The sequence below is a fragment of the Achromobacter pulmonis genome (assembly GCF_021733725.1).
Taxonomy (GTDB): domain Bacteria; phylum Pseudomonadota; class Gammaproteobacteria; order Burkholderiales; family Burkholderiaceae_B; genus Achromobacter; species Achromobacter pulmonis.
In genome coordinates this window covers 824,463-843,628 of sequence record NZ_JAIFOT010000001.1, presented here as the reverse complement: position 1 = coordinate 843,628, position 19,166 = coordinate 824,463, and the positions used below count along the sequence as shown (strand labels likewise).

The window sequence follows — 19,166 nt, the reverse complement described above, 5'->3', positions numbered from 1 at the left end:
GCCGGACAGGAACACATCAATGGAAGAATTGCTGCCCTATTACGAGCGCGAACTTGGCTTCTTGCGAACCTCGTCGCGCGACTTCGCCGAGCGCTATCCGAAGATCGCCGCGCGTTTGGGGCTGTCGGGCGAGACCTGCGAGGACCCGCACGTCGAGCGCATGATCGAGTCGTTCGCCTTGCTCAGCGCCCGCATCAACAAGAAGCTGGACGACGATTACCCAGAATTCACCGAAGCGCTTTTCGAGGTGATGTACCCGCATTACCTGCGGCCGTTTCCCTCCTGCAGCGTCGCCCAGTTCGACCTGGGCGGCGCCGGCGCCCAGCTGACCGCGCCCGTGCGTATCGGCCGCGGCACCGAATTGAAATCGCATCCGGTGCGCGGCGTGTCGTGCCGCTTCCGCACGGCTTATGAGGTCACGCTGGCGCCCGTCGAGGTGCAGCGCGCGGGGTTCGTGTCCAGCGCCAATGCCCCGGCCACGGCCAAGCTGCCCGCCGGCGTCACCGGCCGCTTCTCGGTCACGCTGGGGTGCCTGGGCGAGAGCCAGCATTTCGGCATGCCGGGTATCGACCGGCTGCGCCTTTATCTGCACGGCGAACCGTCGTTCGTGGCGGCGCTGCGCGACGCCTTGTTCCTGCGCGCGGCCGCGGCCTATGTCGAGCTGCAGCCGGGGCGCTGGGAGCGCTTGCCGGCGATTCCGCTGGCGCAGGTCGGACTGGCCGAGGAAGATGCGCTGATCGATTTTCCGGCCAGTTCGCATCCGGCGTATCGCCTTCTGGCCGAGTATTTCGTCTTTGCCGAGAAATTCAATTTCGTCGATATCGACCTGGCGGCGCTGCGCCCCTATCTGGGCAATGCGCGGCAGTTCACGCTGCACCTGCCGGTGAGCGGGCTGCGCGCCGATTCCAATACGGCGCGGCTACTGGAGTCGACCTCGGCCGACAATCTGCGGCTGGGCTGCTCGCCGGTGGTCAACCTGTTCACCCAGCGCGCCGATCCGATCCGCGTGACCCACGCGGCCGAATCCTATCCCGTGGTGGCCGATGCACGGCGCGCCTACGGATACGAGGTCTATTCCATCGACCGGGTGCGCCAGGTACGGCAGAACGCCCAGGGCGACGCGGTGGTGGATTTCCGGCCGTTCTACTCATTGCATCATGGCGAGTCGCCGGAGTCCGCCGGTCATTATTGGACGATGCGGCGCGATGCCGCGATGGCGCAGCGCAGCCCGGGATACGAAACCGAGATTTCAATTGTCGATATCGATTTCGATCCGTCGGTGCCGCAGACCGAAACCCTGAGCCTGGACCTGACCTGCACCAATCGCGACCTGCCGGCGCAGATCGCGGTAGGGCAGGCGGGCGGCGACCTGTTCCTGGAAGGCGGCACCGTCGCGCGCGCCATCCGGATGCTGCGCCGGCCGACGCATTCGCATCGCTTCCAGCAGGGACGCGCGGCGCATTGGCGGCTGATTTCGCATCTGGCGCTGAACCACTTGTCGCTGGTGCAGAGCGGCCTGCCCGCCTTGAAGGAAACCCTGCGGCTGTACGACCTGTCGGGGTCGGCGGTGGCGGCGCGCCAGATCGAAGGCCTGGTCGGCCTGGACTACAAGCCAGCCACGCACTGGCTGCCGGGAGAGCCATTCGCCACTTTCGTGCGCGGTATCGAGATTCGTCTCACCGTCAATGAAGATCACTTCGTGGGCACCAGCCTGCATGCCTTCGTGGCCGTGATCAACCGGTTCTTTGGCCTGTATGTGCACGCCAACAGCTTCGTGCAGTTGGTCGTGCTGTCGCGCCGCGGCGCGGAGGAATTACTACGATGCCCCCCATGCAACGGCGACGCCATCCTAGCGTGATGGATGCGCTGCTGGCAGAGCCGCAGCGCTTCAAGTTTTTCCAGGCGGTGCGCCTGCTGGAGCAGTGCTTCGCGCGCCAGGAACGCGGCGCGACCCGTCACCCCGTACCGGTGCACCTGCGCTTTCCCAACGCGCCGGGGCTGGGCTTTCCGCCGAGCGAAATTGTCGATGCCGTGGCGTACGACAAGAATGGCGAGGTGCTGGCCGACCAGGCGGCGCGCCAGGCCGCGGTGGCCGAAGGTCGGCTGGGCCGGGTGGACGTGACGCCGGCCTTCTTCGGCCTGCTGGGCGGCCAGGGCGCGTTGCCGCTGCATTATTCCGAAATGCTGGCGCAACGGGAGAGCCTGCGGCGCGACCGCGGCGCGCGCGCCTTTTTCGACATTTTCTCGAACCGGGCGGCGGCGCTGTTCTACGCCGCCTGGAAGAAATACCGCATGTCATTGCGGCATGAAACCGAGCAGGACCATCATTACCTGCCGCTGTTGCTGGCCCTGGGCGGCATCGGCCATCCGGCACTGCGCGACCGGCTGCACAATGGCGCCGGCCGGGTGTTCGACGAATCCGTGGCCCACTACGCCGCGGCCGCGCGCCAGCGGCCCGTATCGGCGCCGTTCCTGCAGCGTGTGCTGCAGGATTACTTTGGCGTGCCGCTGCGGGTGGAGCAGTTCGTGGGCCGCTGGTATGACGTGCCGCCGCAGAACCGTACCCAGTTGGGACAACCGGGCGCCGTGCTGGGCGTGTCCGCGCTGGCGGGCGATCGCATCTGGCAGCGCGACCTGCGCATCCGGTTGTGGATCGGTCCGTTGTCGCGCCAGGCCTTCGGCGAGTTCCTGCCGGGCGGCGAGCGCGCGCAGGCGCTCGAAAAACTGCTGACGATGTTCGGCGGCATGACGTTCGAGTACGAAGTGCGGCTGGTTCTGGCGCGCGAGAGCGTTGCGCCCAGCCAGCTGGGCGGGGACGGCCAAGTGCGCCTGGGCTGGAATTCGTTCCTGTGCAGCGGGCCGGCGAACGAGGACCGCGACGACGCCAGCTACGAGCTGCACACCATTCATTGATCCCATTCCAACGTAGAGACCCATGGCGACTCCGCTGAAGACCTTGATCGGGAAGTTGAACCAGACCTGCCGCCAGGCCGCTGAACGCGCGGCCAGCCTGTGCATGGCGCAAGGCCATTACGAAGTGGACCTGGAACATCTGTTCCTGGCGCTGCTGGAAAAGCCGGCCAGCGATGTCAGCATCATTGCGCGGCGCTGCCACATCCATACCGATGCGCTGGAGGCCGACCTGAAGGCCGAGATCGGCCGTTTCAAGAATGGCAATACACGCACGCCCGTGTTCTCGGCGCACTTGCCGAAACTGTTCGAGCACGCCTGGCTGATCGCCTCGCTGGATACGCAGACCACCCGCATACGCTCCGGGCATCTGCTGCTGGCGCTGCTGACGGAGCCCGATCTGGCGCAGTTGGCGCGCCGCGGCTCGCCGCTGTTCGAATCGTTCCGCCTGGACGCGCTCAAGCATGATTTCGCCGCGTTGACGCAGGGCTCGGAAGAGGCGGGGCAGGCGGTCGGCTTTGCCGATGGCGTGGCGTCCCAGGCCGGCGCCGGGCAGCCCGCGCCGGCCCTGTCGCAGACGCCCGCGCTGGACCAGTACACCACCAATCTGACCGAGCGTGCGCGCGAGGGCCGCATCGATCCGGTGATCGGCCGCGATGCCGAGATCCGCCAGATGATCGATATCCTGACGCGGCGGCGGCAAAACAATCCCATCCTGACCGGCGAAGCGGGCGTGGGCAAGACCGCCGTGGTCGAGGGACTGGCGCTGCGGATCGTGGCGGGCGACGTGCCGCCGTCCCTGGCCGGCGTGACGCTGCGGGTGCTGGACATGGGCCTGCTGCAGGCGGGCGCCAGCGTCAAGGGCGAGTTCGAGAACCGGCTGAAGAACGTGATCGACGAGGTCAAGCAGAGCCCGTCGCCCATCATCCTGTTCATCGACGAGGCGCACACGATGATCGGCGCGGGCGGACAGGCGGGCCAGAACGATGCCGCCAACCTGCTCAAGCCCGCCCTGGCGCGCGGCGAGTTGCGCACCATTGCCGCCACCACCTGGAGCGAATACAAGAAATACTTCGAGAAAGACGCCGCGCTGGCGCGCCGCTTCCAGGTGGTCAAGGTCGAGGAACCGGACGAAGCGTTGGCGGCATCGATGCTGCGCGGCATGGCGCCATTGATGGAGAACCATTTCGGCGTGCGCATCCTGGACGAGGCGATCGTTGCGGCGGCGCGGCTGTCGCACCGCTACATCACCGGCCGTCAACTGCCGGACAAGGCCGTCAGCGTGCTGGACACGGCCTGCGCGCGCGTGGCGCTGGGCCGCAGCGCCACGCCGGCGCTGATCGACGACGCGCGCCATCGCCTGACGCGGCTGCGCACCGAGCGGGAGGCGCTGCGCCGCGAAGCCGCCACCGGCGGCCCGCAGCCGCGGCTGGCGGAACTGGATGCCGAGATCGCGGCGGGCGAGGCGACGCTGGCCGAGGCCGAGGCCCGGCACGCGGCCGAGACCGAGCTGGTTGCAAGGATTCATGCCCTGCGCGCCGAGCTGGAAGCCGCGGGCCTGGATGCGCAAATTCCCGCCCCCGCCGGGGACAAGGCGCCCGCCGCGGGCCGGCGCAAGGCGGCGCCGACCCCGCTGACGCCCGCGCAGCAGCGCCTGGCCGGCCTGATGGACGAGTTGCGCGCCCTGCAGGGCGAACAGCCGCTGGTGCCGGCGTGCGTCGACGGGCAGATCGTGGCCGAAGTCATCGCGGCCTGGACCGGGATTCCGCTTGGCCGCATGGTGAACGACGAGATCCGCACCGTGCTGCAGCTCCAACCCATGCTGGCCGAGCGCGTCATCGGTCAGGACCACGCGCTGCACGCCATCGCGCAGCGCGTGCGCACGGCCCGCGCCGGCCTGGAAGATCCGGACAAGCCCAAGGGCGTGTTCCTGTTCGTGGGGCCGTCGGGCGTGGGCAAGACCGAGACCGCGCTGGCGCTGGCCGATATCCTCTATGGCGGCGAGCGCAAGCTGGTCACGATCAATATGAGTGAATACCAGGAAGCCCACAGCATCTCCGGCCTGAAGGGCTCGCCGCCCGGGTACGTGGGGTATGGCGAAGGGGGCGTGCTGACCGAGGCGGTGCGCCGCCAGCCCTACAGCGTGGTGCTGCTGGACGAAATCGAGAAGGCCCATCCCGATGTGCTGGAGCTGTTCTTCCAGGTATTCGACAAGGGCGTGATGGATGACGCGGAAGGGCGCGAGATCGATTTTCGCAACACGCTGATCATCCTGACGTCCAACGTCGGCTCCGGCGCCATCATGCAGGCCTGCTTGAACAAGCCGGCCGCCGAGCGCCCGTCGCCCGACCAACTGTCGGAACTGCTGGCGCCGCAGCTGTACAAGGCCTTCAAGCCCGCGTTCTTGGGGCGCATGAAGACCATTCCGTATTTTCCGGTGGATGACGATGCGCTGGCGCACATCATCGGTCTGAAGCTCGGGCGCATCGCCCGCCGCGTGCAGGCCACGCATCGCGCCGTATTCGAATGGGACGAGGCGTTGGTGGAGGCCGTGCTGGCGCGCTGCACCGAAGTGGATACGGGCGCGCGCAATGTCGACCATATTCTGAACGGAACGCTGCTGCCGGAGATTGCCGAGCAGGTGCTCAGCCGCATGGCGCAGGGTGAAGGCATCGCCAGGGTCCGCGTGAGCGCGGGCAAGAATGGCGAGTTCCGGTTCCGGATGAGCTGACCAGAGGAGACGCCGACATGGCCCTTGAATCCGCCGCTGCCAGCCTGTTGGGCGCAGGCTTTACCCAGGCCGACCGCCTGTTGGACCTGACGACGCCGCTGGGGCAGGACAAATTGCTGGCCGAGCGGCTGCATGGCAGCGAACAACTGAGCGATGGCGGCTTCGTGCTGCACCTGGACGCGCTCTCCGACGATGCGCACATTCCGCTGAAGTCGCTGATCGGCCAGCCCGCGCAGGTGAAGCTGCAGACGGCGCTGGGACGTGACGAACACCGCGTCTGGTGCGGCCTGGTGACCGAGGCGCGATTCGAGGGGGCCAACGGCGGCTTTGCCCGCTACCGCCTGCGCATCGAGCCTTGGCTGGCGTTGCTGCGCCAGCGGCGCGACAGCTTTGCGTTCCAGGATCTGTCGGTGATCGACATTGTCGACAGCGTGTTTGGCGACTACCAGGGGCAGGGCGCGCTGGCGCCCCAGTGGCGCTGGGAAGTGAAGGACCGCGAGGCCTATGCCAAGCGCAGCCTGACGATCCAGTACCGCGAAACCGACTTTGCCTTCGTGGAGCGCCTGCTGGCCGAAGAGGGACTGTTTTACTGGGTCGAGCATGAAGCCGGCGAGGGCGGGCCCGGCGCCCACACCCTCGTCATCGCCGACCATAATGGCGCTTTCGGGGCGGGCCCGCAGGACAGCATCCCGTTTCAGCGCGCCGATGCCACCGAGGCGCAGGACTCGATCCAGGTCTGGCGCCAGAGCCGTGCCTGGCGCACCAACGCCGTGCGCCTGGCCACCTGGGACTATCGCGCCATGCACGCGCGCCAGGCCAGCGCCCAGGTCGAAGACACGTTCGCCAATGCGATGGAACTGGCGGACTCGGACTACCCCGGGCAGTACCTGTTCGAGGATGGCGCGCAGGGCGAGCGGCTGGCGCACAACGCGCTGGCGGCGCAGCGCGTGCGCCAGTCGCGCTACGAAGGCGAGGGCACGGCGCGTACCCTGGCGCCGGGGCAGCGCTTCACCCTGACGGGACACTGGGGGCCGTCACAAGACGCGGGCGCGGAATTCGTGGTGATCGCCATCGGCCATGAGGCCCGCAACAATTTCGACGAAAGCCTGGGCCGGGCCGTGACGCAGGCGCTGGGCGCGGCGGGCGCAGCCGCGGACAGCGAGGCGGACTTCTATCGCAACCGCTTCGAAGCCATTGCCGCCACGCTGGAATACCGGCCCAGCACGCGCGATGGCCACGGCGCGCGGCTGCATCCGCGCCCCACCGTGCATGGCGCGCAGACCGCGCTGGTGGTTGGCGCCGGCGATCCGGTCCATACCGATCGCGACCATCGCATCAAGATCCAATTCCATTGGCAGCGCGGCAGCGCGTCGAGCAACCGCCAGGTTCATCCGGCCGGCGACGACAACGCGCCGGCCAGCGACACCCTGGGTACATGGGTGCGCGTGGCCGAGCCGGTGGCCGGGTCGGACTGGGGCGGGCATTTCGTGCCGCGCCTGGGGCAGGAGGTGCTGGTGCAGTTCATGCATGGCGATATCGACCGCCCCGTCGTGGTTGGCGCCCTGTACAACGGCGCCGGCGCCGAGAACGCGGCGATCAACCAGGTGCAGGGCGGCGCGGCCAAGGCCACCGGCAACGCGCCCGCCTGGTTCGCGGGCAGCGAGGCGGGGCATGCGCACAACGTGGTGATGTCGGGTTTCAAGACCCAGGCGCTGGCCGCCAGCGGGCAGGGCATGGGCGGCTACAACCAGCTGGTGCAGGACGACACGCCGGGCCAGTCGCGGTTGACGGCATCGACCTCGCAGGCCGAAGCGCGGTTGAACCTGGGGCATCTGAAGCAGCAGCGCGATAACGAGCGGCTGTCGGACCTGGGCCATGGCGCCGAGCTGGCCACCAGCGAGGCGTTGGCGTTGCGGGCGGGGGCCGGGCTGCTGATCAGCGCCGACAAGCGCGAAGACGCGGCGGGCGGCCTGCTGGATAGCGAAGAGGCCATCAGGCTGATGGAAACGGCCATCGAGCAGGCCGGCGAATTGTCCGCCACCGCCGGCCGCCAGGAAGCTGGGCTCCCAGGCGATGCGGACAAGCCGCGGGCCTTGAACGAGTTGGACGCGGTGCGCGGGATCCTGGAAGGCAGCCAGGCCGAGGCCGAGGCGCGCGTGCCGGCCTACACCCAGCCGCATATCCAGGTCAGCGCGCCCAAGGGAATCGGCCAGTACACGCCGCGCAATGCCTATATGGTGGCTGGCGCCACGTTGTGCCAGGTCGCCCCGGACGTGAATTGGGCGGCGGGCGCGGACCTGTCGATGTGCGTGGCGCAAGGGGTGGTGCTGTTCACCAAGGGCCTGGGCGGCGACGGCCGCGCGGTGGACCAGCAGGGCATCCGCCTGCACGCGGCGGGCGGGCAGCTGCGGCTGCACAGTCAGAAGGCGCGCATACGGCTGGCGGCGGAGAAGACGGTGACACTGGTGTCGGCGCAGGGCGCGGTGGAGGTGAACGCGGCCCGCAAGGTCCTGGCCACGGCCGCCGGCGCGTATATGCGTATCGAAGGCGGCGGCATTCAGCTGCATGCGCCCGGCAAGGTGGAACTGAAGGCGGGCGTGCATAACTGGGTCGGGCCGCAAAGCGGCGCCGGGCCCGCGCAACCACCGCAGGGCGATCTGGAAGGCTGCGCCGCGGCGCTCGAGGACGCGGCCGGCAGCGGCGCATTGGCGGCATGACGATGGACACCCTGCGCCACTGCCCCGAGTACTGGACGGCCAGCGCCGAAGCCAGCGTCGAGCGCGCCATCGCGGGTCTGCGCGCGGTGTTGGACGGATGCGCCAGCCGGCGCGTGCTGCTGTTGTGCGATTCGACCCTGGCCGATCCGCTGGCTGGGATGATCGAGTCGGCCGGCCTGGCGCGCCGCGGGGTCGATCTGATTTCGCAAGGCGCCACCGCGCCGCCCCTGTATCTGGCCGAAGTGCCGGATGAGTTGCGCCACGAGCGTCTGGTAAACGCCAGCCTGCGGCTGGCCGTGGATGAAGCCGTGCGTCCGGCGCCGGCCGCCCGGCGGGCGCGCTCGATGTCGGCCTGGCTGGCGACGGATCTGCCGCTGGCGGAAGTCGCGCAGCGCCTGGTTCAGCGGGCGCGCCTGCGCGATGCGCAGGGACGCGTGCGCATCCTGCGGTTCTGGGATCCGCGCACCACGCAATTTCAGGGCGAGCTGTATGCGGGCGCGGTACCGGCCTCGTGGATACCGGGCGTCACGTGGATGAGCGTGGACGGGTTCGGGCGGTGGCAGGCGCTGCCGGATACGCCCGGCCCGATGCAGACCGCCACGCCGGACTGGCCGCGCCTGGCGCGGCTTGGCCGCGTCAACGCCGTGCTGCAACGCTTGAACGCGGACGGCCTGCGCGGTGACGCGTCGGTGTTGGAGGCAGTGCGGCGCGCGCTGGATGCCGGGGCCGCCTGTGGCATCGACGATGACGAGGACCTGGCGCTGTTCGCCGCCTGGCGGCTGCGGCTGGCCGCGCCGCTGGAGCGCGCGCCTTCGTTCGAGGCCTTGCTGCGCGAAGTGCGCGAGGAAGGCGGCCGCCTCTATCGCGCCGCCGAAGATATGGACGACGAGGACTGGCAGGTGTTCGCGCAAGAGGCGCGGGCACGGGAGGAGCTGCAAGGATGACGACTGACTACGACGCGCTGCCCTGCAAGGGCAAGTTCTGCGGCCGGCCGGGGCTGCCCATCCTGCCCATGCGGATCGCGTACGTGCCGGGCGGCAAGAACGACCTGCCCGATGGCGTATATATAGACCCGGAGCTCTATTACGAGACCATGCGCCAGGGCGCCTACATGCTGCGTGCGATCACGGCCGGGTATGTGTATATCTGGGACCCGCGTCGCAGCTACGGTTGGCGCGCGTTCGCGGCGACCGCCACGGGCCAGATGAAGGAAGTGCCGGTCGACGACGATAACCGCCCGGCCGAACAGCCGACATTCACCTGCACGCGCGAAGGGCATGGGCTGGAATCGACGCTGATCAACGTCGAGGCCCCCGCCAATGCGTCGCGCACGGTGTGGGTGGGTTATTCGCGGGTCTGGTGGACGCGCGATATCCGCCGCGATCTGGCGCGCAACGAGCGCTGGCGCAAGAAGATCATGGTGGAGCTGGACGCCAAGGCGGTGTGGGCGGGCGGCCATCCCAAGCCCGAGACTGGCTTTCGCGTGGCGGAGGACGGCGCCAACCTCGCCAGCCACGCGATCGAGTTTCGCGATGCGGCGGGGGCCGCCACGCTGTTCGGCAATACCCTGGCGCCGGCCGTGAGCGTGTTCGGCGGCCAAGGCGCGGCGGTGGCGGCCAAGATGCGGCAGATGACGCCCAAGGGCGGCGTGGTGCTGGCGCTGCGCGATCCCGTGGGCGTGTTGGCGGATGTGTCGACCTGGCGCAATAAATGCATGGGCGAGCTGGCCGAGCACCATCTGGACCCGACCCGCCTGCGCGAAGTGGGTGTGGCGCAGATCATCGACGGCCTGCAAAAGCAGATGGGCTCCAGCGGTGACGAGCTCAGTCGCCTGCGTGAACGGATCGACACCGGCAAGGTCGCCAAGACGCTCAGCGACAACAAGGCCGCCATCTCCCGGATGCGCGAGAAGATCGAGGGGGCAGGCAAGGACTGGGCCTGGTGGTATAGCCGCGATACGTTCTGGCTGGCGCTCAAGGCCTACTCCCCCAAGGACGCCGCCGCCGGCGAGCGGTTGGAAGAAGACATGGCGCTGTGCGTGGATGGCGCGGGCGCGGTCGAAAGCGAGCACAAGGCCATCGACGATTCGCTGAAGGACGAAGACAGCGACAGCACCTATGCGGCGATCTGGCGGGCGCTGGCGGCGAACGATGGCGAGCTGCTGGGCTTCCTGGACCGCGAAGCCAAAGGCAAGGTCATCTCCAAGCAGGTCTCCAGCGTCCGCAGAATGGTCAAGAGCTACAACGATTGGCTCAAGGCGCGAGCGGCCAAGGGGCAGCTGCCGCCGATGCGGGCGGCGGGCGCGGCGATCGGCCGTTTCATGGCGACGCAGTTGCTGCGGCTGACCTTGTCGGGCGACCCCATCGCTGAACGCGTCGCGGCGCGCGTCACGCTGACGATGTCGGCGCGCATGAACATCGTGGTGGCCGTGCGCACGCATACCACCACCGTGCCGCGGATGATCGCCGACATGCACCAGATCGTCTGGGAGCCGGACCCGACGTCCCTGACCGTGGGCGGGAGAGGCGACATCGGTATCTACGCGAGCAAGCAGATGCAGGCCGGCTGGATCGGGACCCAGGCGGAGCGCGCCACGCCGGTCACGTTCAACTACATCATTCCCGAGGAAGTCGACGCGCAATTGAACCGCGCGGCCACGGCGCGCCCGCGTCCTGGCGGCGGCGCATCGCCGCAGCTGTCGCTGCCAGCGCCTCCCCCGGTGCTGGCCCTGCCCGCGCCCACCATGTCGCCGCTGGCGGGCCTGGTCAAATGGGCCAAGAGCAAGGACGGCGCCAACGCCGGGGCGACGGGCGTATTGACGCTGGTGGCGCTGTACTCGTCGGTCTCCGATCTGCGCGAGGCGCAAGTCATCCACGACGCCAAGGCCGCGCGCAAGGCCTGGTTCGGTATCACGTCGGGGGTGCTGGGCGTGGGCAGCGTGGCGATCGAAGTGACGGCGGGCGGGATCGGCGCGCGCGTGGCCAGCAATACCGCCTTCACCATGAACCTGAAGCTGAACATGCGCCTGACTGCCGTGCGCACGGCGGGGGCGGTGTTCGCGGCGGCGGCTACGTTTGTCGACGGAGCCAACAACGCGCTGAGCGCCATCGATCAATATGATGTGAAGAACTACGAGGCAGGCGGCGCCTATGCGACCTCGTCCGTGTTCCTGTTGCTGTCCGGGCTTACCGGCGTCGCCACGGCGCTGATTTCGCTGGGCGGGGCCCTCAGCACGGCCGGTGTCGTGGCGGGCGCGGGAGGCTTTGGCGGCGCCCTGGTCGGCCTGACCAGCGGCGGCACCGTGCTGTTGGGGATCCCCGTGTGGGGCTGGATCGCGCTGGGCCTTTGCCTGCTGGCGGCCGGGCTGTACTTCAAGTTCTGGGGCGACAGCGCCAAGGACAGCGAGCTGGAAATCTGGTTCACGCGCTGCTGCATGCGCTCGGCGCAATTCGAGGACGTGGAAGACCGCACGCTCTACGAAACGCGGGAAGATGAACTGGAGGCCTTCAACCGGGCCGTGTTCGGTGTGCGCGTGACGCTGGATTGGAAGGGGTTCTTGAAGGGCGAAGTCTTCGGCCGCGACCGCCTGGTGCTGGAAGTGACCATGCCGGGCTATTCCGAGCACAGTGACTACGCGTATAACCTCAAGCTGGTCGGGCAGGGTGTCAGCGCGGTGGTGTCTAGCAAGGGCTCGCCGCGCTCGGCGGACCCGGAGTTGCAGCCGCGCGGACCATCCAATGCGCAGCTCGTGCAGGGCCGGCCGCGCGAGGAAACCTGGGCCGATCGCGTCGACCAATACGTCGACAACATGAGCGCTCGCCCGGGGTGGGCGGATGTCTGGCGCTGGATACGCAAGGATCGCAGCCAGTCGATCGAATTCACCTCCAAGCCTTGGGACGAGTCGGTGCAGTTCCATGTGAGCAACGGTTGCGCGATCCTGCGCACCGAAGTGCTGGTCGATGACGATATCTTCCAGGAGGCGATCATCAAGGTGGAATACTGGCCCGACCCGGATCGCATGCCCGACATTCGCGCGCTACCGGTGGGGGGCAATGGCGCAAACTTCGTGAAGGCGAGTAATTGACAAGGTTCAAGCATGAATAGCAACGAAGGGATCCAGGCGTCGGTCTACACCCGGTGGCACCAGTTGTCGGTGCCGTTGGCGTTCGCCTTGGCGGCAGGCAGCTTCATGCTGGTGGTGTTCAATCGCGGTCCGCTGGGCCTGGCGGCCACGCTGGCGGTGCTGGGTCTGCTGGTGCCGCCGCTGGTGGCATTCAAGGGCTTTCCCACGCGCAACGCCGTGAGGGTGACGGCCGAAGGACTGGAGTTTTCGCGCCGTTCCTCGATCGCTTTCGCCGACTTGTCCAGTTGGGGTACGGACGATTATCTCAAGCTGGTCCGTCCCGGCCGGCCGACGTTGCTGGTCAGCGCGGTGGACCTGCCCAGCCGTGAACGCCTGCTGCGTGAATTCGAGCAGGCATTGGCGGCGTGGCAAAGGCGCCAGCCGGCCGGCACCGAGGCCGCGCGGCGCACGCATTTCTATGGTTCCGCGGGCGGGCGCCTGGTGGGCCTGTGCATCACCGCGCTGGGCGGGGCGGCGGCGCTCATGGCGCTGAACCTGCGCGAGCCGTCGCTTTCGCTGGCCGCCGTCGGCGGGCTGGGGGCGCTGTTCGGGTTGGCGCTGCTGTTCGGCAGGCGCGGCTGAGCCGCGCGGCGGTAAGCGCGGGCGCTAGAAATCCCGCGCCAGCGCGACCGCCTGGGCCTTGGCCGCTTCGATGGCCTGGGCGGCGCGCCCGTCCCAGGTGTGTTCCACCATCACGCGGAGCACCTCCTGGACGCCGATGAACCTGAGCCAGAAGTCGAGATAGTCGGCCTGGTGCGCGAACCCGGGGTCGACCGGGCTGGCCGCCGGATCGTGGCCCTGTCCGCGCACATGCACCACCAGTGCGCGGGGAATCCGCAGCAACGGGCCATAGGCGCGTCCGTCGAAACTGAACAACAGGCCGCGCTGGCTGACCAGGTCGATGAGCTGCTTGAGCTTGTAGGGCAGCCCGAAATTCCACATCGGCACGCCCACCACGATCCGCTGCGCCTGCTCGAAGCGCCGGACCAGGCCGGCAATGCGCGTCCAGGCCGCGGTTTCGGCGGCGTCCAGCGGCTCGCGGGCGACGGCCTTGTACTTGGCGCCGATGGCGCCACTGTCGAATTCGGGCAGGTCGGCTTCCCACAGATTCAAGGTGTCGACCGCCAGGGCCGGGCATGTCCTGCCGTAGGCCTGGAGGAAGGCGTTGGTGATGGCGAACGATGCCGAGCGGGGGCCGCGGGGCGAAGACACGATGTGCAAGAGACGCATGCTGCGGGTTCCTGTGGCGCAGTTGGGGGCGTGGCCTTTCGACGGCGCCGCGCGAAAGTCCCGATATTTGATTGCAATTGCAATCGTATGGTCGAAAGATTGTATCGGTGCGCGATGTAATTGCAAGTGCAAATAATCGGAACCGGCTTCATGCCAGCGGCGTGTTGGCGGACGTCGTAGTCGGGATTAATGCTGGACTTAAAGCAGCCTGTATCCCGGCTAAAGCACGCGGGCGCACGGTGTCTCTATAGTGAGGGCATCGAATCACTGGGAGTGCCTGCCATGTCCGTTCTTGCCCCGTCCGCCGCCTATCCGCGGGTGGTCCTGTTCGATCTGCTGACGGCGTTGCTCGATTCCTGGACGGTGTGGAATGGCGCAGCGGGTTCCGAGGCCAAGGGCCGGGCTTGGCGCGCCGAGTATCTGCGGCTGACCTATGGCTGCGGCGCTTATCGGCCTTATGAGGAATTGGTCGAGGCCGCCGCCACGGCGGTGGGCCTGCCGGCCAGCGCGCCGCAGGCGCTGGAGAGCGGCTGGGACGATCTGCCGGTATGGGATGGCGCGCGCGAGTTGCTGGCCGCGTTGCGGCCGCACTGCCGGCTCGGCGTGGTCACCAACTGTTCGCGGCGCCTGGGGCATCGCGCCGCCGCGCTGCTGGGCGTGGCGTGGGACGTGGTGGTGACCTCGGAAGAGGCGGGCTACTACAAACCCGATCCGCGCCCCTACCAGATGGCGCTGGCGCGCCTCGAAACGCCGGCATCGCAGGCGGCGTTCGTGGCCGGTTCGGGGTATGACCTGTTCGGCACCCGCAAGGTCGGGCTACGCACCTATTGGCATAACCGTGTCGGCCTGGCCTTGCCGCAGGGCGCGCCGGCGCCGGCGGCGCAGTCACCGCGGCTCGAGGGGGTGTTGCCGTGGCTGGCGGCGCCCGGTGCGGCGCCGGGCTGAGCGCCGGCCGGTACAAACTGTTGCGCGCGTCCGGCTGACATGGCGGGCGGGCCCGGGCGTAACATGATCCTGCCGGCATGGTGCCGGCACACCGACAGGATCGTGGAGGTTGTCATGTACTCGGGAACCATGCTCAAGCGTATCGCTGTAGTCGCGGCTTCAGGAGCCCTGGTGGCGGGGTGCGCCACCCAGCAACAGACCAATACCGCGGTGGGGACGGGGGCGGGTGCGGCGGTGGGGGCCGGCATCGGCGCCCTGATCGGCCACGGCACGGGCGCCGCCGTGGGAGCCGGCATAGGCGCGGTGGCCGGCGGCCTGATCGGCTACAACTGGAAGGTGGTGAAGGACGACGTGCAGCGCTCGGGAGCGACTTCGCTGGGCATTGACGTGGTTGAAATGCCGGATGGCAGCCTGAAGGTCAATATCCCCAGCAATGTGTCTTTCGATACCGACAAGACCAACCTCAAGCCGGCGCTGCTGCCGGTGCTCGACAGCGTGGCGCGTGCGCTCAACCAGCATCCCGAACTGCGCGCCAAGGTCGTGGGGCATACCGATAGCACGGGCGCGCTGGCGCACAACCAGACGCTGTCGGTGAACCGCGCGCGCAGCGTCACCGACTATCTGGCGCGGCAGGGCGTGGCCGCGACGCGCCTGTCGATCGAGGGACGCGGACCGAGCGATCCGATCGGCGACAATGCCACCGCCGAAGGCCGGGCGCTCAACCGCCGCGTCGAAATCTATCTGTACGCGGTCAGGCAATAGCGCCCGGCAACCGCCATGCGCGCCGGCGGGCCATCGGCGGTGACGCCGGCCCGCGCGTGCCTCGGCGCATGGTTCCGCAGGCCTTTCCTGGAGTTCGTCATGAGTATGTTTCCCCCTGCGCGCATCGGTAGCGACATCGCGCTGGCGGCCCTGTCGGGGTGGCAGGCCGTCGCCATGCGCGATGCCATCGAAAAGCGCTTTCGCTTCGCCAATTTCAACGCCGCGTTCGGCTTCATGACGCGGGTGGCGATGTTCGCCGAGAAGCTGAACCATCACCCCGAATGGACCAATGTCTACAACCGGGTCGACGTGATGCTGACCACGCATGATGCCGGCGGCGTGACCGAATTGGATGTGCGCATGGCGCAATTCATGGATGAAGTGGCCGCGCAATTCGGCGCGACCGCCCCCAAGGCGGCGGGCTAGGGCCTGTGCGAGGCGCCTGTCAGGGGCGGGATCCCACGGACCGCGGAGCGCGGGTCAGTCTTGCGGCGTGCCGGGACGCTGGCGCTGATGGGCGATCAGGCGATCGAGCATGTCGCCCAGCTGGCGCTGTTCGTCGGCGCTCAGGCAGCCGAAGATTTCTTCGTTGCGGCGCGCGATCAGATCCATGATGCGCCGGTATTGCGCCTGGCCGGCGACGGTAGGCGACAGCACGACGCCGCGGCCGTCGGCGGTCGAGTCCTTTTTTTCTATCAGCCCGCGCTCGGCCAGCGCCTGCGCCGAACGGCTGGCCTGGCCCTTGTTCAGGTTGGCCGCCAGGGCCAGGTCATTGACCGACAGCGGCGCATAGCGGCCGATGGCGGCCAGGCAGCGCGCTTCGCCTAGCGGAATGCCGCAGTCCTGCAGGTAGGCGCGGTTCGTATCCCGATCCGTGATCTTGTTGATCGTGTGCAGGCGGTAGGTCAGGAAGCGTTCGAGGGCGGGCGGGGTCACGTCGGTCGGTCGGCGGTGGCGTTGGAATAGTGTGCCACAGGGTCCGCGCAGGCCGCCTCGGCCTGCGCCAGCAAGGCGGCGGCGGTCGAGGCGTCCGGCAGCCGCGCCAGCGCGGCCAGGCCCAGGATCGACAGGAATAGCGGCGCCTGGGCCGGACCGACGCGCGTCAAGGTCTGCGCCATTCGGGTATAGACCTGATCCAGTTCATCGTTGCTCATGCGTGGGGCTCCGGCGCGGTGGCAGGGATCATCGGGTAATAGGGCGCCAGGGCGGCGCGCAGTATGCGGTCGTCGGGGTGGTCCCAGCGGCCCAGCACGTAGCCGTCGGGCCGCAGCAGGTACACGCTGCCGGGGCGCGCGCCGAAGCGGTCGCGCAGATGGCCGTGGGGATCCCCCCAGGCGTCGGGCGCGGCGCCGCCGACGGGCAGCAGCCGCAGCGGATCCGGCGCCGTCCGGGTGGCGCCGGCAAGCGCCCGCAGGCGCTGGGCCTGCGCGGTGTCGGGCGCGCAGGCCAGCAGCACGAAGCCCTGACCGAAGCAGGCGCTGAGATAGCATGGCGCCATGTCCGCGTCGGCCAGCAGCAGGTCGGGCGCCGGTTGGCCGGGGGCGGCGCCGGGGCTCTGGCGTGGCGCGCCATCGGCCAGGTTCAAGAGCGAGCCGGGGTAGGCGATGGGGGCCGACTGGCGGGGATTGATCAGCGGGCGCACATGCTCGTCCGTCAGCGCCAGCCGCAAGGCGGCTTCGCGCATCAGGCGGAAGCCATAATCCGGCGGCGCCATGAATTCGGTGCTCTTGGCGCCGTAGGCCAGGTTTTGGCGGGTGGCGTGGACGCGCTCGTCGCTGTAGCTATCGAGCAAGTCCGGCTGCGCTTGCCCGCGCAGCACCCAGGCCAGCTTCCAGGCCAGGTTGCCGGCATCATCCAGCCCCGAGTTCAGGCCGCGCACGCCAAAGATCGGCACCAGGTGGGCGGCATCGCCGGCGAACAGCACCCGGCCGTGGCGGTAACGTTCCAGCGTCAGGCACTTGGCGTTGTACAGCGAGATCCACAGCGGCTTCCAGGGGGCCGTTTCGCCGATCATGTCCAGGTGGCTCTGCACCCGTGGCAGCACGTTGCCGGGCTTGACGGCCTCGGCCGCGTCCTCGTCGTCGCGGATCTGGTAGTCGACCCGCCAGACATTGCCGGGCTGCCGGTGCATCAGCAGCGTGGAGCCGGGATTGGAGGGCGGGTCGAACCAGGCCAGCCGTTCGACCGGGCGGCTGGAGGCCTGCTCGATATCGACGATGACGTACCGGCCTTCGTACTGCATGCCCTCCAGTTTCAGGCCCAACGCCTCGCGCACGCTGCTGCGTCCGCCATCGCAGGCCACCAGCCAGTCGGCCTGGATCGTCCGGCGCTGTCCGTCGAGGTCCGCCTCGACCCGCACGCCGTCCGCTTCCGGCCGTACCGCCACGGCGCGCGCGGCCCATTGCAGCGTCGCCCGGCCCGGTTGCCGCAGCATGGCCTGATGGGCATATTCCTCGACGAAGTACTGCTGGATATTGACCATGGGCGCGAAACGCTGCAGCGGATCGTGCGGCATGTCAAAGCGCAGCACTTCGCGGTCGCGGTAGTAACTGCGGCCCCCCGTCCAGGGCAGGCCGGTGGCGGTGAGCGCGGCGTCGGCGCCGGTCCAGGACAGGATCTCCTGCGAGCGGCGCGAAATGCAGATGGCGCGGCTGCCGCTGCAATAGCTGTCGTCGGCCTCCAGCGTGAGCGAGGCAATGCCGTAGCGCGCCAGCAGCGCGGCCAGGGTGAGCCCGACCGGACCGCCGCCGACGATCAGGACAGGCACGCGGGAAGGCAGTGTCATGCAGTCTCCGAATTTTGGTTGTTTGCGCAACTATATCGCTTGCTTGGTTGTGGGCGCAACCATTTTGCGCAGGCACAAAAAAACCCGCCGGATGGGCGGGTTTCCTGGAGACGGCGGCGCTCAGTTGCGCACGTTGTAGATGCGCATGGCTTGCTGCTTCTGATTGCCGTCCATGACGCGCAGCACCACCACCCTGGGAGTGAAGCCATCGGGCAGCTTGAGCTGGCCCAACGCGTAATCGTAGCGGTCGACATCGAGGGCCGGGCCGTCCGGCGTGACGGTGGCGGCGCGGCCGTTGGTGTAGCTGCCCTCGATCGCGAAGGTGAGGGTGCCCTTGAAGGCCGGCGCGCTGCGGTCTTCGCGCATGACCAGCACCTGGTAATCGAGCAGGCCCGGCTGGCGCTTGAAGGTGGCCGAGCGGATGCCCAGATTGCCGCCGCGGGGATCGGGCGGCATGGCATCCTGGAACAGCACCAGTTCCTTGTTCAGCGTTTCCAGCTTGGCGCGGGCGTCCGCCAGGTCGGCGGTGAGTTTCTCATGGCCGGCCTTGTTGGCGTCGCGCTGCTGGGTCGCTTCTTCGAGCTGGCTCTGCAGGCGCTGGTTCTCCAGCTTGGACGCGCTCAGTTCGGTGTGCAGTTGCTCGGATTGCTCCACGGTCAGCCGTTGCGGGCCGTAGTTGGTCTGCAGGAAGAGCACGCCGCCCGCGCCCAGGGCGATGCCCACCAGCAGCAGGACGAGCCAGCGCGGCATGCGGCGCGTGCGTTGGCCCGGTTGGTATACGGAGGGCTTGAATACGGCCCGTTGTGATCTTCCAAACATCCCCATTCCTAGAAAACACCCTGTGGTAATGCCTGGCCGCGCGCCGCGCGCGCCGACCAAAGCGTCAGAGAATACCCGGTTAACCGGGTGCGTTGGGTGCGCGGACAAGCCTGGTTGCGCACCTTGATATTGTGAAATATGTGG

General features: G+C 68.4%; 15 protein-coding genes. 10 read left to right on the top strand and 5 right to left on the bottom strand.

Features of this window, described 5'->3' with window-relative positions; all coding sequences use genetic code 11:
* Positions 1 to 19 precede the first annotated feature (19 nt).
* Genes tssF through K2W61_RS03805 form a run of 7 tightly spaced genes read left to right on the top strand, consistent with a single transcriptional unit; the run spans position 20 to position 13,063 of the window.
* Entirely contained in the window at positions 20 to 1,858 is a 1,839-nt protein-coding gene (tssF, locus tag K2W61_RS03835) for a type VI secretion system baseplate subunit TssF (protein ID WP_175131108.1), read from the top strand.
* Positions 1,822 to 2,913 carry a type VI secretion system baseplate subunit TssG gene (tssG, locus tag K2W61_RS03830; protein WP_236755079.1) on the top strand — a complete coding sequence of 364 codons (1,092 nt, stop codon included), beginning with the start codon at positions 1,822 to 1,824 and terminating at the stop codon, positions 2,911 to 2,913. Before tssF ends, tssG begins: the two co-directional genes overlap by 37 nt.
* 22 nt (positions 2,914 to 2,935) lie before the next feature.
* Positions 2,936 to 5,641 carry a type VI secretion system ATPase TssH gene (tssH, locus tag K2W61_RS03825; RefSeq protein WP_236755078.1) on the top strand — a complete coding sequence of 902 codons (2,706 nt, stop codon included), beginning with the start codon at positions 2,936 to 2,938 and terminating at the stop codon, positions 5,639 to 5,641.
* Positions 5,642 to 5,658: 17 nt separating this feature from the next.
* Positions 5,659 to 8,358 carry a type VI secretion system Vgr family protein gene (locus K2W61_RS03820; RefSeq protein ID WP_236755077.1) on the top strand — a complete coding sequence of 900 codons (2,700 nt, stop codon included), beginning with the start codon at positions 5,659 to 5,661 and terminating at the stop codon, positions 8,356 to 8,358.
* Entirely contained in the window at positions 8,355 to 9,302 is a 948-nt protein-coding gene (locus K2W61_RS03815) for a DUF4123 domain-containing protein (RefSeq protein ID WP_236755076.1), read from the top strand. The genes K2W61_RS03820 and K2W61_RS03815 overlap by 4 nt, the downstream gene beginning before the upstream one ends.
* Positions 9,299 to 12,442 (top strand): T6SS effector BTH_I2691 family protein, encoded by a 3,144-nt coding sequence (locus K2W61_RS03810; RefSeq protein ID WP_236755075.1) that lies wholly within the window; start codon positions 9,299 to 9,301, stop codon positions 12,440 to 12,442. Before K2W61_RS03815 ends, K2W61_RS03810 begins: the two co-directional genes overlap by 4 nt.
* Before the next feature lie 12 nt (positions 12,443 to 12,454).
* Entirely contained in the window at positions 12,455 to 13,063 is a 609-nt protein-coding gene (locus K2W61_RS03805; protein WP_175131113.1) for a hypothetical protein, read from the top strand.
* Between the two features lie 24 nt (positions 13,064 to 13,087).
* Here the strand turns inward: K2W61_RS03805 and K2W61_RS03800 are convergent, their stop codons facing one another.
* Positions 13,088 to 13,711 carry an FMN-dependent NADH-azoreductase gene (locus K2W61_RS03800; RefSeq protein ID WP_236755074.1) on the bottom strand — a complete coding sequence of 208 codons (624 nt, stop codon included), beginning with the start codon at positions 13,709 to 13,711 and terminating at the stop codon, positions 13,088 to 13,090.
* A 282-nt stretch (positions 13,712 to 13,993) separates the two neighbouring features.
* On the opposite strand from K2W61_RS03800, the gene K2W61_RS03795 reads away from it, so the two are divergent.
* The 3 genes from K2W61_RS03795 to K2W61_RS03785 all read left to right on the top strand — a co-directional run bounded on the left by K2W61_RS03795 (position 13,994) and on the right by K2W61_RS03785 (position 15,844).
* Positions 13,994 to 14,656, top strand: coding sequence for an HAD family hydrolase (locus tag K2W61_RS03795; protein ID WP_236755073.1), 663 nt, complete (start codon positions 13,994 to 13,996; stop codon positions 14,654 to 14,656).
* A gap of 114 nt (positions 14,657 to 14,770) precedes the next feature.
* A complete protein-coding gene (locus K2W61_RS03790; RefSeq protein WP_175131116.1) occupies positions 14,771 to 15,418 on the top strand; it encodes a YiaD family glycine zipper/OmpA-like lipoprotein in 648 nt (215 codons plus the stop codon).
* Positions 15,419 to 15,517: 99 nt separating this feature from the next.
* Complete coding sequence (locus K2W61_RS03785) at positions 15,518 to 15,844, top strand: 4a-hydroxytetrahydrobiopterin dehydratase (protein ID WP_175131117.1); 327 nt, start codon at positions 15,518 to 15,520, stop codon at positions 15,842 to 15,844.
* Positions 15,845 to 15,898: 54 nt separating this feature from the next.
* On the opposite strand, the gene K2W61_RS03780 is transcribed toward K2W61_RS03785, so the two are convergent.
* From K2W61_RS03780 to K2W61_RS03765, 4 genes are all read right to left on the bottom strand, one after another.
* On the bottom strand, positions 15,899 to 16,354 hold the full coding sequence (locus tag K2W61_RS03780) for a MarR family winged helix-turn-helix transcriptional regulator (protein WP_175131118.1): 456 nt from the start codon (positions 16,352 to 16,354) through the stop codon (positions 15,899 to 15,901).
* Positions 16,351 to 16,572: a hypothetical protein gene (locus K2W61_RS03775; protein WP_236755072.1), complete on the bottom strand. Its 222-nt coding sequence runs from the start codon at positions 16,570 to 16,572 to the stop codon at positions 16,351 to 16,353. The genes K2W61_RS03780 and K2W61_RS03775 overlap by 4 nt, the downstream gene beginning before the upstream one ends.
* Positions 16,569 to 18,203 carry an FAD-dependent monooxygenase gene (locus tag K2W61_RS03770; protein WP_236755071.1) on the bottom strand — a complete coding sequence of 545 codons (1,635 nt, stop codon included), beginning with the start codon at positions 18,201 to 18,203 and terminating at the stop codon, positions 16,569 to 16,571. The genes K2W61_RS03775 and K2W61_RS03770 overlap by 4 nt, the downstream gene beginning before the upstream one ends.
* Positions 18,204 to 18,323: 120 nt before the next feature.
* Positions 18,324 to 19,022: a DUF6776 family protein gene (locus K2W61_RS03765; RefSeq protein ID WP_175131121.1), complete on the bottom strand. Its 699-nt coding sequence runs from the start codon at positions 19,020 to 19,022 to the stop codon at positions 18,324 to 18,326.
* Between the last annotated feature and the right edge of the window lie 144 nt (positions 19,023 to 19,166).